General features: G+C 52.1%; 17 protein-coding genes and 1 tRNA gene. 6 read left to right on the top strand and 12 right to left on the bottom strand.

Annotation, left to right across the window (positions count from 1 at the left end):
- Positions 1-146: 146 nt before the first annotated feature.
- From BUB27_RS01165 to ribD, 3 genes are all read right to left on the bottom strand, one after another.
- The gene (locus BUB27_RS01165) at positions 147-635 is read right to left on the bottom strand and encodes a hypothetical protein (protein WP_143157702.1); all 489 of its coding nucleotides are present in this window, start codon (positions 633-635) and stop codon (positions 147-149) included.
- A gap of 110 nt (positions 636-745) precedes the next feature.
- Positions 746-820 (bottom strand) — tRNA-Thr (locus BUB27_RS01160).
- 85 nt (positions 821-905) lie between these two features.
- Positions 906-1,964, bottom strand: coding sequence for a bifunctional diaminohydroxyphosphoribosylaminopyrimidine deaminase/5-amino-6-(5-phosphoribosylamino)uracil reductase RibD (gene ribD / locus BUB27_RS01155; RefSeq protein ID WP_143157701.1), 1,059 nt, complete (start codon positions 1,962-1,964; stop codon positions 906-908).
- 577 nt (positions 1,965-2,541) lie between these two features.
- On the opposite strand from ribD, the gene BUB27_RS01150 reads away from it, so the two are divergent.
- Both BUB27_RS01150 and BUB27_RS01145 read left to right on the top strand, forming a co-directional pair.
- Positions 2,542-3,138 (top strand): hypothetical protein, encoded by a 597-nt coding sequence (locus BUB27_RS01150; RefSeq protein ID WP_143157700.1) that lies wholly within the window; start codon positions 2,542-2,544, stop codon positions 3,136-3,138.
- Positions 3,139-3,283: 145 nt separating this feature from the next.
- A complete protein-coding gene (locus BUB27_RS01145) occupies positions 3,284-3,973 on the top strand; it encodes a class I SAM-dependent methyltransferase (protein ID WP_143157699.1) in 690 nt (229 codons plus the stop codon).
- A 137-nt stretch (positions 3,974-4,110) separates the two neighbouring features.
- On the opposite strand, the gene BUB27_RS01140 is transcribed toward BUB27_RS01145, so the two are convergent.
- The 3 genes from BUB27_RS01140 to BUB27_RS01130 all read right to left on the bottom strand — a co-directional run bounded on the left by BUB27_RS01140 (position 4,111) and on the right by BUB27_RS01130 (position 5,447).
- The gene (locus BUB27_RS01140; RefSeq protein ID WP_143157698.1) at positions 4,111-4,362 is read right to left on the bottom strand and encodes a hypothetical protein; all 252 of its coding nucleotides are present in this window, start codon (positions 4,360-4,362) and stop codon (positions 4,111-4,113) included.
- A gap of 27 nt (positions 4,363-4,389) precedes the next feature.
- Positions 4,390-4,980: a hypothetical protein gene (locus tag BUB27_RS01135; protein WP_143157697.1), complete on the bottom strand. Its 591-nt coding sequence runs from the start codon at positions 4,978-4,980 to the stop codon at positions 4,390-4,392.
- A gap of 80 nt (positions 4,981-5,060) precedes the next feature.
- Positions 5,061-5,447: a hypothetical protein gene (locus BUB27_RS01130; protein ID WP_143157696.1), complete on the bottom strand. Its 387-nt coding sequence runs from the start codon at positions 5,445-5,447 to the stop codon at positions 5,061-5,063.
- A 152-nt stretch (positions 5,448-5,599) separates the two neighbouring features.
- On the opposite strand from BUB27_RS01130, the gene BUB27_RS01125 reads away from it, so the two are divergent.
- The 3 genes from BUB27_RS01125 to BUB27_RS01115 all read left to right on the top strand — a co-directional run bounded on the left by BUB27_RS01125 (position 5,600) and on the right by BUB27_RS01115 (position 8,028).
- Complete coding sequence (locus BUB27_RS01125; protein WP_143157695.1) at positions 5,600-5,839, top strand: hypothetical protein; 240 nt, start codon at positions 5,600-5,602, stop codon at positions 5,837-5,839.
- Between the two features lie 4 nt (positions 5,840-5,843).
- Positions 5,844-6,563 (top strand): ATPase, encoded by a 720-nt coding sequence (locus BUB27_RS01120; RefSeq protein WP_200797040.1) that lies wholly within the window; start codon positions 5,844-5,846, stop codon positions 6,561-6,563.
- Positions 6,564-6,654: 91 nt separating this feature from the next.
- On the top strand, positions 6,655-8,028 hold the full coding sequence (locus BUB27_RS01115; protein WP_143157693.1) for an FAD-binding oxidoreductase: 1,374 nt from the start codon (positions 6,655-6,657) through the stop codon (positions 8,026-8,028).
- Positions 8,029-8,064: 36 nt separating this feature from the next.
- On the opposite strand, the gene BUB27_RS01110 is transcribed toward BUB27_RS01115, so the two are convergent.
- From BUB27_RS01110 to BUB27_RS01100, 3 genes are all read right to left on the bottom strand, one after another.
- Positions 8,065-8,595, bottom strand: coding sequence for a P-loop NTPase family protein (locus BUB27_RS01110; RefSeq protein WP_159434718.1), 531 nt, complete (start codon positions 8,593-8,595; stop codon positions 8,065-8,067).
- A 15-nt stretch (positions 8,596-8,610) separates the two neighbouring features.
- Positions 8,611-10,110 carry a trypsin-like peptidase domain-containing protein gene (locus BUB27_RS01105; protein WP_143157691.1) on the bottom strand — a complete coding sequence of 500 codons (1,500 nt, stop codon included), beginning with the start codon at positions 10,108-10,110 and terminating at the stop codon, positions 8,611-8,613.
- Positions 10,111-10,197: 87 nt separating this feature from the next.
- Positions 10,198-12,045, bottom strand: a complete 1,848-nt coding sequence (locus tag BUB27_RS01100) for a hypothetical protein (RefSeq protein WP_143157690.1) — start codon at positions 12,043-12,045, stop codon at positions 10,198-10,200.
- Positions 12,046-12,151: 106 nt separating this feature from the next.
- On the opposite strand from BUB27_RS01100, the gene BUB27_RS01095 reads away from it, so the two are divergent.
- Positions 12,152-12,568: an acyl-CoA thioesterase gene (locus BUB27_RS01095; protein ID WP_143157689.1), complete on the top strand. Its 417-nt coding sequence runs from the start codon at positions 12,152-12,154 to the stop codon at positions 12,566-12,568.
- Positions 12,569-12,632: 64 nt separating this feature from the next.
- Here the strand turns inward: BUB27_RS01095 and BUB27_RS01090 are convergent, their stop codons facing one another.
- The 3 genes from BUB27_RS01090 to mnmG are packed head-to-tail and all read right to left on the bottom strand — an operon-like array spanning position 12,633 to position 15,109.
- A complete protein-coding gene (locus BUB27_RS01090) occupies positions 12,633-13,007 on the bottom strand; it encodes a hypothetical protein (RefSeq protein ID WP_143157688.1) in 375 nt (124 codons plus the stop codon).
- Positions 13,004-13,207 (bottom strand): tautomerase family protein, encoded by a 204-nt coding sequence (locus BUB27_RS01085; protein WP_143157687.1) that lies wholly within the window; start codon positions 13,205-13,207, stop codon positions 13,004-13,006. Before BUB27_RS01085 ends, BUB27_RS01090 begins: the two co-directional genes overlap by 4 nt.
- 24 nt (positions 13,208-13,231) lie before the next feature.
- Positions 13,232-15,109: a tRNA uridine-5-carboxymethylaminomethyl(34) synthesis enzyme MnmG gene (gene mnmG, locus BUB27_RS01080; RefSeq protein WP_343124695.1), complete on the bottom strand. Its 1,878-nt coding sequence runs from the start codon at positions 15,107-15,109 to the stop codon at positions 13,232-13,234.
- Positions 15,110-15,210: the final 101 nt, after the last annotated feature.

Below are 15,210 nucleotides of genomic sequence, written 5' to 3'. Positions count from 1 at the left end.
CCAACTCATCCCCAGATGCAGGGCCTAGATAAACTAACAGAAACGGCCAAGTGCCAGTTCAACACCATCTGCATCAATTCGACAAGCTTCCCCTAGAAGAGAACTATAGAGTGATAGTATTTACCTGTTAGGCGATAACCGTCACTTTACAGGCTAGTTTTCATTTTCACCTTATCACGCCAAACAATTTTAATTTTTATATGTTTCTTACCTTTAACACCCTCCATGAGGGTATATCCTGACTTCATATCAAAATCCCCACCATCTATAGGAATGTTCCAACGGAAACCTTTTACATCTAACTTATACTCTCTTTCTAGATCGGCCAATAATTCTATTACATTAACACATATAGGCAACCTAACTACTTCATCATCGGTTTCTTTTTTTGAATCTTTCCATACCCAGTATTCTGAAATACCAACCAAATTATCGTTCGGTCCAGAATGATCCACTAAAATTTTCGGCTCACCTTCACGGCTAGAATCGTACGTTAGCTCCCCGTAAAATTTCTCAGGTGTGGAGAATGAAAATGTAATTTTGCTCGTTTCATATTCCCACAAGTCGATCTTCTCACCTGCTCCACAAATTGCAGGTAGTAACAAAAACATATATATACTTATTAACCACTTCATTTTTCTACCTTTCTTTCTTAAGTAAGCTTCCCCTTTGACGGACCAATTCGAAAATCGATTGAACTAGGCTACACCGAAGCCTGTTCAATTTTCCTCATGGCTTCCTAACATGGAGCCGCTGGTCGGTCTCGAACCGACGACCTGCTCGTTACGAATGAGCTGCTCTACCCCTGAGCTACAGCGGCATGTTTAGATTTTTAAACCAGCCGAATTTTTTAGCAATTTTCGGGGGCTGTAAATCCAAAAAGAGGGGCGTGGTGCAAAATGGGCTTAGCGGATCTTGCGCTTGGCGATGCCGCGGATGAGCACGTCTTGCTCAAGCTGCTTGACCGAAATTTCCTCCAGCTGGCGGCTGGCGGGCAGATGGCCTCCGGCGCCGAAGCCGAAGTCCTCCCCGCCGGTGATGATGGGGGCGTAGAAAATGGCGTATTCATCGATGAGGTCGAGCTCTGCGAAGCGGCGCATCAGGCGGCCGCCACACTCTAACATCACGCAGTTGCAGCCCTGGGCAGCGAGATCACGCAGGATCTCCTCCGGTTCCTTGTCCTGATAGACCACGGTGCGGTGGGCGTACTCGTCGCTCAGTAGGTGGCAGTCCTCTGGCAGCGTCTGCTTGCCGTCCTGGGTGATGACCACGCGCCACGGCTGTTCCTTTTCCTCGCGGAAATGCGGTCCACGGATTGTGAGCCGGGGATTGTCTATGCGGACGGTGCGGCCGCCTACGATGATGGCATCAGCCTCGCCGCGGATTTTCTGCACCTCATTACGGGCTGCAGGCCCGGTCAGCCACTGGCCCTCGCCAGGTGGTCGGGTAATGCGGCCGTCCAGGCTCATCGCCGTCTTGGCCAGCACCCAGGGGAGTCCTGTCGTCACGCGCTTGGCAAAGGGGCGCAGGATGCTCTCACAGGCCTCTCTCTCGATCCCGCTGATGACATCGATACCCAGACCCTGCAGCAGCAGGTCCGCCGCGCCAGCGTGGTCAGGATTCGGGTCCACGGCACCGTAGACCACGCGGGTGATGCCGGCATCGATGATTCCCTGCGTGCAGGGCGGTGTCTTGCCCGTGGTGGAGCAGGGCTCCAGGGTCACGTAGATGGTGGCTCCACGGGCTGCTTCCGGCCCGTGCTTGGCGAGCACGTCTGCCAGCGCCTCACGCTCGGCATGCGGCTGTCCCGCCCGGTGGTGCCATCCGGCCCCCAGTTCCACGCCATCCTTGACGACCACGGAGCCCACGCAAGGATTCGGGCTGGTCAGGCCGATGCCTTTCTCCGCCTCTTCCAGCGCTCGTCTCATCCACGGGGTGTGCTCGCTCGTCGTTTGATCGTCCATAAGGGTGCTTAAGGAGGGATAACGCGCCCGGCGTGCTTTGACAAACTCTCTCTGGTGCGGCGGCTGAAAATCCAACTTCTTGCATCGGTGAAAGGACTCGTTTCCGGAGCCCCATTGGATGCCTGAAAACTTGTCTGAAATCTTTTCACAATCCATCCACAGCGATGTGAATAATTTCTAGCAACCCTATTTGCGATTGTGAACAAGCTGTGAATTGGGAATGACTGTGAATAACTTTGGCTGGTCATTTTGGATGCACTTGCAGCCGCCCCAAGATTATCACCATCCTATTCACACGGTGGAACACTTGATTTAATCACGGGGAACACGCTTTTTTGAGAGTTATTCACATGCTTAAGATGAAGATCTTTTTTTCATTTAAATAAGAATCTATAATTAACCTTGTGGGTAAGTTGTTACCTTGGGTCGTTTTTACCGTAGTTCCACAATAGAGGAACTAGTGAAAATCTAGTTTGTCTGCATGGAGATATCCCCGGGTATCTCCCACCTCTCGCAGAGAGGAAAAACTTACACAACGAAACCAAAAACCTAAACTGATTGAATTATGAAACGAAGCATGACCCTACTCATGATCGCTCTGGCAGTGTGCCCCATGGCGCAAGGCCAGGATAAAGTCGTCAAGGAGAGGCAACGCCGGGCCCAGCAGGTAAACGCATTCTACAACCAGGCCTACCAGGCCTATCTGGATGGAGACATCGCCGAGGCCAAGCTGGCGCTCAAGAATGTCTTCAAGCTCAACCCAAATCATGCCCAGTCCTATGCCCTCAAGCTGAAGCTGGAGCGCGGAGGGAACGACATTGCCGCCCAGAACCGCAAGCGTGCGTTGACCAAGGTGATCATCCCCCGGATCGACTTCAACAATCTGGAACTCAGCCTGGCCCTGGAGCAGCTGAATGCCCTGATCATGAAGGAGACCAACAACAAGTTCACCCCGAACTTTGTGATCCATGACAAGAGCAAGACTCTCAAGGATAAGAAAGTGACTCTGGATGTCCGCAATTTCCCCGCCTCGGAAGCGATCCGCTTCCTGACCGAGCTGACCAACTCCTCGGTCACCTACGAGCAGTATTCCATTACCTTCCGCCCCCGAGGTGGTGCCACTGAGGCGCCTGCTGCCAAAGCGGACGAAAAGAAGAGCGGTTTCGACGAGTAGTCTCCCGTTCCTTTGTCTCTAGTGACCATGTGTGTACAGCCACCCTAGATGTAGGGTGGCTTTTTACTAGGGAGAACGAATGATCTAACAAAGATGCATGTAAAGGGATTGCCAGCCGGGCTGAGCCGGCTAGTCTGCGTTTTTAATGCCAGTCAAGCTAGAGAATGTCGTGCCCTTTGGGCGTACGCTGGAGGAATACAGGCGGATGCTGAGTCTGCCGGAGGATCTTTCAGGCCTGCGTATCCTGGGCTGTGGTGACGGACCCGCCAGTTTTAATGCCGAGGCCAGCCGCTGCGGCGCCGAGGTCATTTCTATCGATCCGCTGTACCAATTCAGCGGAGAACAGATCCTGGAGCGTTTCGAGGCCAGTGTGCCCCTGGTGATGGATCAGGTGCGTGCGAGCGTGGAGCGCTGGAACTGGAGCTTCCACGGCGGCCCTGACGGCCTGCTGAGGCAGCGGCGCAAGGCGATCGAGGGATTTCTGGCGGACTACGCCCAAGGCAAGCAGGAGGGACGCTATCTGGAGGCCAGCCTGCCCGCGCTGGACTTTGAGGACGGGAGTTTCGATCTCTGCCTCTGCTCGCACTTCCTCTTCCTCTACACGGAGGCCTTTGATGAGGTATTTCACCTGGCTTCCCTGCTGGAGATGCTGCGGTTATCCAGCGAGGTCCGTGTCTTTCCCCTGCTCGACCTCCAGCATCAGCGCTCGAGGCATCTGGAGCCGGTCATCGAAGCACTGCGTGAGGCTGGCTATGAGTGTGCCGTGGAAGAGGTGGACTACGAACTGCAGATCGGCGGCAATGAAATGCTGCGGATCTGGCAAGCAACTCGCTAGATTTTCTAAGTTTTGTTAGAATGTGGTGAGTCATAAAGCAAAACCATGATTAAAGAGAAAAGTTTATCTCTCATCATGGATTTTTAGTAATTTGTTAGATTGTTGGGATTGTAAGATTACCCATCAGGATTTGATTACTATTGATATTTCAGCCTACTTGCTTCTCGAATATTCATTAGTTCATTGCGCATATCCTTTGCATAATCAAAGTCTCGTTCCATGATGTCTTCGTCCGCAAAATAATGGGACAAAAAATGCCAAGATTGCTCGATAAATGGATCAACATTCCCATGAGACAAATCCCAACGACTAAATTCTTCTTGGCCTTTCTTTTCATTATCCAAGATGACTTCGATCAAGTCATACAACTCTTTGTATAGCTTATTCATTTTATCTTTTTTGTAGAAGAGATCATTCTATGGTCCCGGCCAGGAATCGGCTTCTTTCTCGGCATGCTTGAGTATGGGTGTTAGCTGTTCTATCAAATTGTTAGGAATAGATTTGTCTCTATCACTGGCCTCTGTGATGAAGAACTTGCCTTTCGATAGCTGCGGATCCCTCACATAGTGCCATCTCCAGGCCGTTGCTTTCCTACTTTGGTAAAGAAAGATCAGTCCTGCCGAGCCGTTATCGGCATTGTCATGACCGTCTTCCAGAAAGAAGCCACTGAGAATCGCTCCGCCCTCATCATCCTGTGCAGAAAAGAAGTAGGCCTGGTTTAGTGAGTGCCAGCTGAGTACATCTAGGTGCGACGGTGCAGTGGCGATGGCCTTGAAATGCTCTCCATCATTCACCACAAAGAAAGAGACGCTGACATGCAGACCCTCGATAATCTTCGGGTGGAGCACGAGGGCGCGGTAGTGGATGTTCTCACGCTTGATGGTAATTTCCTCGTCCCCTTCTGTCGGGTAGCTGATTCCACTTTTGAGAGACTCGATCTTGAACTCGCCCGAGCTAAGCTGGGCTAGCAGGCCAAGTACAAGAAATAGAACGGATACACACTTCATGGGATTGATTACGCCCAAAGGCTAGCTGGTATTTCATGGTTCTCGATGAGGAGATGATGTTAGTGATATGTGATTTATCTCTAACGGACTATGTCTCCCAGATACATCAAGCGGTAAAGGATGCCGCCAGCTGCGGCGATGCTGATGCTCCAGCAGATCCACTGGTTGAAATAGCGATGGCGCAGTAGCATCGTGCCTATCAGCATGATCACGGTGAGGCTGCCTATCCAGCGGCATTGTGTGGCCCAGAAGATCCGGATGGCGCCGTGCACTCCAGACTTCAGGTCAGGGTAGGTATCCAGGTATACAATGAAGGCGAGAATTGCCACGATGGCTGCCCACTTGCGCTGCTGAATAGGTACTTTCTGGTTCTTGGGACTGCAAAACAGGGCGATTGCCAGATAGAGGAAGATATAAACCAGAAGATTCACTGCGATCATCGCATAGTATTGATGGATTTCTGTCACTGGTATCTCTTACTAGCATTGAGCCATAGTGGGACAAAGCTCAAAGTACTGCGCTGCATCTACCAGCTTATTTCTTATCACGTCTAGCTCCATTGTGGGTGCTGCTCGGTGGCTGGCTTGACAGGGAAAACGAGCTATTTTATGGTAACCGTATGGCAGTTAAGCGTAAGCGCAAAGTGAGAAAGGACATGGTTAATTACCGAATTGGTAAACTGGCCCGTAAAGCCTTTCATGCTGCTTATGAAGGTGCCTTACAGTCTGGTCAGCCTGTTCTTGCGGTTCGTGATCAAAATGTTCTCTACAAAATTAATAGTGATGGATCAGAGGAAGTCTTGAAGCATCTACCTGAGCTTGTCGAAGTAAGTAAGCTCGCTCGCCAGTATTCATTGTAGCCTCATGTCAAAGGTGCCCAGAATACGCATGTTTGCTGGACCGAATGGTTCTGGGAAAAGTTGCCTCAAAAATTACGTCAATGAGCGTTGGATCGGTGTTTATGTTAATGCCGATGAAATCGAAAAGGAGCTGAGCTCAGATAAGGGGCTAGAGCTTAATCGGTATAAAATAGATTATTCTGACGCTGAATTTATGCAGCGATACTCGCAAAGCACACTTGCGAATAAAATAGACCTCAGCAAAGTACATTTGAAGCATGGTGTGATCAAAGTGTCTAAACAGCACATAAACTCTTACTATGCTTCGATTTTGGCCAGTGTGATACGAGACTATTTACTGGAACATAAAATTTCTTTCTCTTTTGAGACAGTCATGTCTCATGCATCAAAAGTTGAATTGTTGTTAGATGCTAGGAAGCGCGGTTATCGTACTTATCTGTACTATATAGCCACTGCATCTCCTGAAATTAATGTTAACCGTGTGGCTATTCGAGTTAGTCAAGGTGGTCATCCTGTTCCTGAAGACAAAATCATCTCTAGGTATCATCGTTCTATAAACCTACTCAAAGAGGCGATGAAAGCTTCAGATAGGAGTTTCATTTTCGACAATTCAGGGGAAAAGGAAATTTGGATAGCAGAAGGTAAAGATGGTAGCTCTCTTGAATTCAGAGAGCATCTGGTTCCACGATGGTTCCTGGATACGATGGGTATTGATATCCAATAATAATGCCTCTCACCCCGCACATTTTGTCTTGGGGTGTGGCATGCGGTGGCTGGCTTTTGACTTTTCGGGGTGGATCCGCTAAGCCTCTGGCGTGAGCACACTTTACCAAGATCTTAGCGCACTGCTCCCTGATGGGCAGGTTTCCGTGGCTGAACAGGACCTGGAGGTCCATTCCATCGATAAATGGCATGCCTCGGCACCGCCTCAGGTGGTGGTCTTTGCCCGCAGCACGGAGGATGTGGAGAAGGTGATGAAGTATGCCAACGAGCACGAGGTGCCTGTCTACACCCGTGGTGCTGGCGTAGGCTACGTGGGCGGCTGTGTACCGGTCCAGGGAGGCATCGCCCTCTCCGTGGCCAAGATGGATGAAATTTTAGAGATCAATACTGGCGACGGTGTGGCCGTGGTGCAGCCTGGGGTGATCACGGGTCATGTGCAGGCGGCAGCGCGTGAGAAGGGCTGGTACTACCCGCCAGATCCCGCCTCTCTCAAGGAATGCTCAATCGGCGGGAATATTGCTACCAATGCTGGCGGGCCACGCTGCCTGAAGTACGGCGTGACCAAGCAGTACATTCTCGGCGTGACCGTGGTGACTGCCACAGGCGAGGTGCTCAAGCTCGGTGGGCGCTGCCACAAGAACAAGACCGGCTTCGACCTGACAACGCTCATGTGCGGCTCTGAGGGCATGCTAGGCGTGGTCACTGAAGCAATACTGCGTATCATCCCCCACCCGGAGACCCGCGGCATGCTGGGGGCTTCCTTTGTCGATTTCTCTGCGGCCGCTGCTGCGGTGCAGGCCATCCTGGACAGTGGCGTGCTGCCAAGTGCGCTGGAAATCACCGATGCCTTTACGCTGGCGGCGGCCCGTGACTATCTGGGCGAAGATGCCCTCCCTCCCGGCGATGCCTACCTGATGGTGGAGATTGATGGCAAGGTGGACTCCGTGCAAAAGGAGCTGGCTTCCCTGCAGGCCTTCCTCAAAGAGCTGGGTGCTCTCCGTATCAATGAAGCTCCGGATGAAGCTGCCTGTGAGGAAATCTGGCAGCTGCGCCGTGATTTCTCCTACTCGCTCAAGCACACCGGACTCACCAAGCTGAACGAAGACGTGGTGGTCCCCCGCTCCAAGCTGGTGGATCTGGTCAACTACGCGCGCAAGCTGCAGGAGGATACCGGTATCGACGTGGCCTGCTTCGGCCATGCCGGCGATGGTAACATCCACACCAATCTCATGGTGAAAGACTACAGTGATCCGGAAACCAAGGAGAAGGCGGACAATGCCCTCGACCTGCTCTTCAACTGGGTACTCGACCATGGTGGAGCCATCACTGGAGAACACGGTGTGGGCCTTGCCAAGAAGCGCTGGATTGGCAAAGCACTCGGTGGCCCCGTGATGGATGCACACTGTGCTATCAAAGCCGCGCTCGATCCGAAAGGGATTTTGAATCCGGGAAAGTTTCTAGACTAACAGAATTAACTAACAGAATAACTTATATCATGGTGTCTACTGCTTCAGTGACGCCATGAATTTTTCTAGGTCTGATCGTTTTCTTATCCTAAAAATCTGTTTATCTTCGTGTTCTGTTAGGTAGTTTGGGAAATCTTCAGCGAAGCGTTTCGTCTGTTGCTTACTGTGCTTGATTCCTGACAGCGCGATGCGCAAGGGCATGACATTGCCTGACCAGGTAGGCGTTCGTTTAATCCACCAGCCCAGATTCCTACGCGTGGTATTCCAGATGGTCTCAGCCGGTGGGAGATCTAGCAAGATGATGCAAGTGGCTCTGTTCCAGACCTCTTCACGCATACCGACGAAGTTTCCATCGAGCACCCAGTTCGGGCTATCTAGTGGTAGTGATTGCACCACATCCTCATCACTTCTGAGCTCCCAACCCTCTCTCCAGTAGAGAGAATCCGTGTCGTAATACGGTATCTCCATACACTCAGCGATGGCTCTCGCCAGTGTGGATTTACCTGAACCACTACATCCGATGATTAGGTAACGTGATTCAGATTTCAGAGATGTTAGAAAGTGCATCTTTTGTTCTAACATCTATCGTTGATTGAGTGGTTGGATGGTTACCTTGCGCACGTTGTTGTCATTCATTTTAGTGACTGTTAGAGTAATAGGTCTCTTGATGGCGTATTTAAGCAGGTAGCGGTAGAAGATATCCGGCTGGGTAACAGATCGGTTGTCCACGTGGGTGATGATATCTCCCTTCTCTAACAATCCTTCAGCCTGGCTCTTGGCAATGATGGACTGGACTTTGACTCCAGTGTACCCTTTGCGCCATTCTTCCATGCTGAGGTGGGTGACTTCGATACCGACAGCTTTGAGAATGGTGATCGGGTTTTTGATTTTCTCCAGGTCTTCGGATAGGGTGGCCAGGATACTATCGTACTCCACGATCTCTGCGGTGATCTGGACTTTGCGCTGGTCACGCCAAATGGTCATGGGGACTTTTTCCCCCACCTTGGTGCGTTGGACCATGCCAATCAGGTGGGATGGATCTCTGACCTCCTTGTCGTTGTACTCCAGCACGATGTCATTGTGCTGCAGGCCAGCTTTCTCTGCCGGGGTATCCGGTCCCACACGGTCTATCAGAGCGCCATGGCTCATGCCGTAGCTAAGTTCCAGCTTCTTGTTGTTGGTGAGCTCCTCCATGGAGACACCGAGGAAACCACGTACGGGCCGCCCGCGCTTGCGAATCGCCTCGAAAGTGTCTTTGACGATATTGGAGGGAATCGAGAAACTGATGCCCTGGAAGCCGGGGTTCTCCTGGTCCGTGGTGTAGATCTGTGAGTTGATGCCGATGATCTCTCCCTTGGTATTGACGAGGGGGCCGCCGGAGTAGCCCGGATTCACCGCTGCGGAGCTCTGCAGCAACTCACCTTGCTGGTCTGACAAGGAGCGCTCACGCGCCGAGATCACGCCATTGGTGACGGACTTACCGATCTGAAAGGGGTTGCCGAAGGCCAGCACGATATTGCCCTCACGCACCTCATCGGAGTCTCCAAACTTGAGCGGCTTGAACTTGCCCTTGCCGTTGATCTTGAGCACGGCGATATCCAGCATGGGATCCATGCCGACGATCTCTGCCCAGTAGGCGTGGTTGCCCTCGGTAATGACCTGGATCTTCTGCTTGTTGGCAATGACGTGGTAGTTGGTGATGACGTGCCCCTCGTAACTGACAATAACCCCGGAACCCTGGCTGGTGGTTTCGGAACGTTTCACGACGGGACGGCCGAAACGGTCGATCACTCTTTTTCCCTCGACTCCGGCTGTATTCAGGCTGACTACCGAGGGCATGACCGCCTCGGTTAGTTTGGTGTATTCCCCGTTGAGCTTCTGCAACATGGGAATCTCATCTTCAGAGATGGGAGGATCCTTAGCCAGTGTCGCCTTTTCACTCTGCCCATCCGTGGACACCGAGTTTTTGATGAAATCAAGCAGTCCTGGCGTATTGCTGATCTTACGAATTCCAGTAACCACCAGAAATGCACTCAGCAGCACGATGGTGAGCACCAATAGTTTCCTGTAACCTTCTTTCATAAAGCTGGCCAACTATGTGCTCAATTCCGCAACTCAGCAAGTGGCTTTGTGGAAATGAATCGTTCTCTTAGGCTGCCTTTACAATGACTACTTTTTGAAGTCCTTGAAGATCTCGGTCTTCATGCGTTTGGTCTTGCTGACGATCTGGGCATCCAGGTTCTCGTAGCCGCGGGTAAGCTCATCGGTGGTGTTCTTGATCAGTCTGGCGTAGTAGCCTGAGCGCTCATCGTAATCCTTGTTTCGATTTCGCGATACAGCGCGGGAGAGGATCTTCAGGTTGGAAACCAGGTCTTCAGCAGTCTCGTACATGGCATCGTCTGCGGAATCCACGTAGTTCTTGATGACTTCCAGCTCCTTCTCCATCTTGGAAGCCACGACATCGATCTTATCTGAGTGATCAGAGTACTTGGCTCCGAACTTGGCGGCCTCACGGATGATCGGGACTATATCACTGGTGATGTCATCCAGCTCATAGGCGAGAAACTTGCTTTCCAGTTTGATGGGACGCTGGCCGCTGCCCTGCAGCAGGAGCATTTTCGCGGAAATGTGGTTCGGCATCAGCGCGAGGATCTTCTCCAGCCTCTCCCTCACGTGCTTGTTAGCCGTGAGGGCTCCAATGGAGCGTGACTCAGCGACTTCCTGGAATTCAGCATAGAGCTCGCAGGCTTCCTTGATCTTGGGATCTGTTAGTTTGCCGGAGTAGCTGCGGGCCTCCTTCAGGGAATTGACCACGATGATCTCGTTCTTGACGAAAAACTCGGGCTTCTCGAGCGCGATAAGCTGTCTCAGGTCGTCTTCGGCATGTTGGGGGACTAGGATCCTCCTCCCCTCTTCCGTGGCCGCTACGAGCCTCATGGTGTGCCAGAAGCTATATCCCCTGCTGAAGTCGCCATTGTCATCCACATTGGTCAGTGTCAGCGTCTTGGAGGAGTATTTGTTATCAGCTAGAGAGGAATCCAGGAAGACGAGTAAATTGGAGACGAGGTATTTCTGGTCCCGGTTGCTCAGGGAATTCTTCAGCTTCAGCTTGATCTTGGCATTTGGCAGGTCCTTCCATTCGTTGCTGAGCTTCTTCTTGATCTCGTACTCCAGCTTGCCGAGTTTGCCGTCGTGCTGAAGACTTGGCTGGCATTCGAACTGCAGGTTCTTCTCCTTGTCTGCTTTACCGGGCTGAATCTCTACACTGACCGAGGTGATTTCATCCCGGTACCTGTGTTTGTCATCGACGCGTAGGTATTCCTGTACGGGCGAAATGAAAGTACCTGTTAGAGTATGCCACTTGGAAGGTTTATCTTCTGTTAGGTCATCCTGCTGCGGTTTCTTGGGCATCTCCTCATCGTCATTCTTTGCGATGACGGGAGGGTCGATAGGTTCATCGGTGACTCGCGGAGTGTCTGCGATCTGTCTGCCACGGTCCTTGAATTTCTCTAGCTGGGCCACCTTTCCTTCCCAGCGTTTGTCAGATATTCTGAAATCACTGAGTGAGGGATGCTTGGGGTCGATCACGAGCATGGTGTCCTTGATGCAATCCGCCAGCAGGTTGGCTTCGTCTCCGGCTTCTTTGTTAGCAAGGAAGTTTACCAGTGACCAGACACGTGAGGTGGCCTTGGTAACCTGGTCGGTGGAGGTCGTGTCGTAGCTCTGTCCCCTCTTCAGGAGATCATTGAAGCGCTTGGCCTCGCGGTTCTCATTGTCGAGGATCTGTGCCAGAGCGATCAGCTGGGCATTGGTGCGCATGTCGACTGCGGTTCCCGGGCTCTCCCTCTCGGCGATGATTACCAGCTGGTGAGACAGCCATTTCATCGTGTCTGCATCGATCGGCAGACGGTCGGTGCGGATCATCACCAGATCATCGCTAGGCTCGTGGTAAGTGACGGCGAGCAAGGGCATCGCACTGAGGCCGAGACAAAGGGGGATGTAGAAAACTTTCTTCATGTGTCGATGAGTCATGTACTTGAGTAGCTATAGGACAAATAGATCCAGAAGTTACACCTATGGATACTGCACTTGATACCCTGAAGCTATCAGCTATATCAAATCCATGCCATCTGAAATGCCTAGTTTCGTGACTCATGAGGAAGTTATGTTTTTCGACACCGATATCGGCGGTGTCGTCCACAACATTGCCTACCTGCGGATGATTGAAACCTGCCGCACTAAGCTCGCTACCGAGAAGATGGGCATGGATCTCAAGGCCATGGCGGATACCGGGCTGTTCCCGGTCGTCGTCCGCACCGAGATCGACTACAAGTTCCCAGCCACGCTCGGCCATAAGCTGCGCATCGAAGGACGGCTCGAATCTCTCGATCGCGCCAAGTTCTTCTGTACCTTTGAAGTTTATGCCGAAGGCTTGGACCGCGTACTAATCCAATGCCGCCAGACCCTCGCCATGGTGCAGATGCCAGGCGGTCGTCCGCAGCGCCTCCCTGCTGATTGGAAGGAGAAGTGGGGAGATTGATTGAAACGATATTAATTAAATTACTATTAATTAGATCGATTTACATCTAATCAGAATAGTATTATTAATATGGCAAATTATCAGCGAGATCAATTCTCTCATTTAGCCTGAAAAACTGCTCTAATAGATTTAGATATTCAGCTTCAGTAATAAGGTAATCTTCTGAGTAGCTATCACCATAGCCGGCATATACTTGAACAAACCCCTCTGGGATACATTGGTCATTAGCACGATCATAATCGTCCAGATCATTGGAGTAAGTTATGCCAAAGTAACCGTCTGAATCGCCGTATCCATGACCTTGATGAGCAAACTTAAATAGTTCATCTAGTGAATGATAATGGCGGATAGCGTCTAACGCAGCTTTATGCGCTATATTCAGAGGCTCGACTGAATACTGAAATTCCAGAGAAGCTTGCGGATCGAAGATAACTTTCATCTCTTCGCTTGCTTGCGGTAATCGTCGGTAAGCATGCCAGAATACCCCCAGTTTTCCTCGGCGACTTCGTCGATGACAATGTGGATGTGCTCGGGCTTCTTACCGAGATGCTTGACGAGGGAGTGGGTAAAATCCTTCACCAGTGCTGCTTTCTGTTCACGGCTCGCCCCTTCAGTGATTTTCAGGTTGATATACGGCATGGTCCTTATCTCGGTGAAGTTTGATTACTCCCCCCTCGAGGAATACTTCTTGTCGATCCAGATGGAGAGCAGGGTGATGTCTGCCGGGGTGATACCGGAGATGCGGCCGGCCTGGCCGATGGTCTCTGGCTTGATATGGCTGAATTTCTGCTTGGCTTCCCCCTTGAGTCCCTGGATCTCCATGAAGTCCAGGTCGCGCGGGATCTTCTTGTTTTCCATCTTGGCGAGGCGCTCGACCTGGCGCTTCTGGCGCTCGAGGTGGCCGGAGTATTTGAAGTCCGTCTCGATGATCTCCCAGAGGTCTTCACTGTAGAGGTTCTGGATCTCCTGCGGCAGTTTCCTCCAGCCGTTCTCAGGGCGGCGGAACCAAAGATCCAGCTTCACTCCCTCATGGGAGGTCTGGCGGATGTACTCCCCTGCCTCCTGCAGCTTGTCCATTTTCTGCTGGGTGAAATCCATGCGCTCCTGGGTAACGATTCCTCTGGCATAGGCCTTGGGAGTCAGGCGCATGTCGGCATTGTCCTGGCGCAGCAGCAGACGGTATTCGGCACGGCTGGTGAACATGCGGTAAGGCTCGGTACATCCCTTGGTCACCAGGTCATCGATCATGACGCCAATGTAGGCTTCGTCCCTGCCGAGCACGAATGGCTCCTCCCCTTTCACCTTGAGGGCGGCATTGATACCCGCCATCAGGCCCTGGGCGGCGGCTTCCTCGTAACCGGAAGTCCCGTTGATCTGGCCGGCGAAATAAAGATTCTCCACCAGCTTGGTCTCGAGTGTCGGGTAGAGCTGGGTCGGCGGGCAGTAGTCGTACTCCACCGCGTAGCCCGGGCGGATGATCTCCGCATTCTCCAGACCGGCAATTGATCGGATGAAATCCAGCTGCACCTCATAAGGAAGTGAGGTGGATACGCCGTTGATATAGTACTCGTGGGTGTGGCGACCCTCCGGCTCCAGGAATACCTGGTGCCTTTCTTTCTCCGCAAACTTCACCACCTTGTCCTCGATGGACGGGCAGTAGCGCGGGCCGACGGACTCGATCTTGCCGGAATACATCGGCGACTGGTGCAGGTTGTCGCGGATGGTGTCGTGTGTTCCGGTGTTGGTCCAGGTGATCCAGCATGGAATTTGTTCCACGTGGAACGTTTCATCCGCCCAATGGTTCAGGGTGAAGATATCATCCTTCGCGCGTTCTATGGTGTGGGCCATGTAGGAGAAGAGCGGTGGCGGGGTATCCCCTTCCTGTTTTTCGCACTGGGAAAAATCGATCGAGCGGCCATTGATACGGCACGGGGTTCCGGTCTTGAATCGTTCCACTTCAAATCCGAGTTGCTTCAGACTGTCGCTGACGGTGGATATGGCGTCACCCATACGTCCGCCCTTTTCATTGCGGAGGCCCACATGCATCAGTCCGCGCATGAAGGTTCCGGCAGAAAGGATGACTGACTTGGCACGGATTTCCATCTGCAGGCTGGTGCGGATCCCGCAGACCTTCCCCTCTTCCGTGATGATCTCCGCTACGTTACCCTGGTGCAGGTCGAGGTTTTCGGTGGCTTCGACCAGATTCTTCATCCGGAACTGATATGCTTTCTTGTCACACTGCGCTCGCGGTGCGCGGACACTCGGTCCCTTGTTGGCATTGAGCATGCGCCACTGGATAGCAGTCGCGTCCGTGTTCAGAGCCATCGCTCCCCCGAGTGCATCGATCTCACGTACCATGTGTCCTTTGGCAAGACCACCGATCGCGGGGTTGCAGGACATGGCACCGATGGTGTCGAGATTCTGGGTCAGCATCGCAGTCTGGCAGCCCATGCGTGCGGCGGCCAAGGCGGCTTCGATTCCAGCGTGCCCTGCACCAATCACGAGCACATCATATTCTTTCGGGTAACGGAACATAGTCAGGTAGGCGGAAGATAAGTTCCTCCCCTAGGATAGCAAGTGTGAATGAAGCGTGCAGGGACTGTTCCACGTGGAACATTTCACACAAAACACCTCCCCCTCTT

It is taken from the genome of Rubritalea squalenifaciens DSM 18772 (assembly GCF_900141815.1).
In the GTDB taxonomy this organism is placed as follows: domain Bacteria; phylum Verrucomicrobiota; class Verrucomicrobiia; order Verrucomicrobiales; family Akkermansiaceae; genus Rubritalea; species Rubritalea squalenifaciens.
The sequence above is the reverse complement of the archived record's forward strand: the minus strand, read 5'-3'. Positions and strand labels throughout refer to the sequence as shown.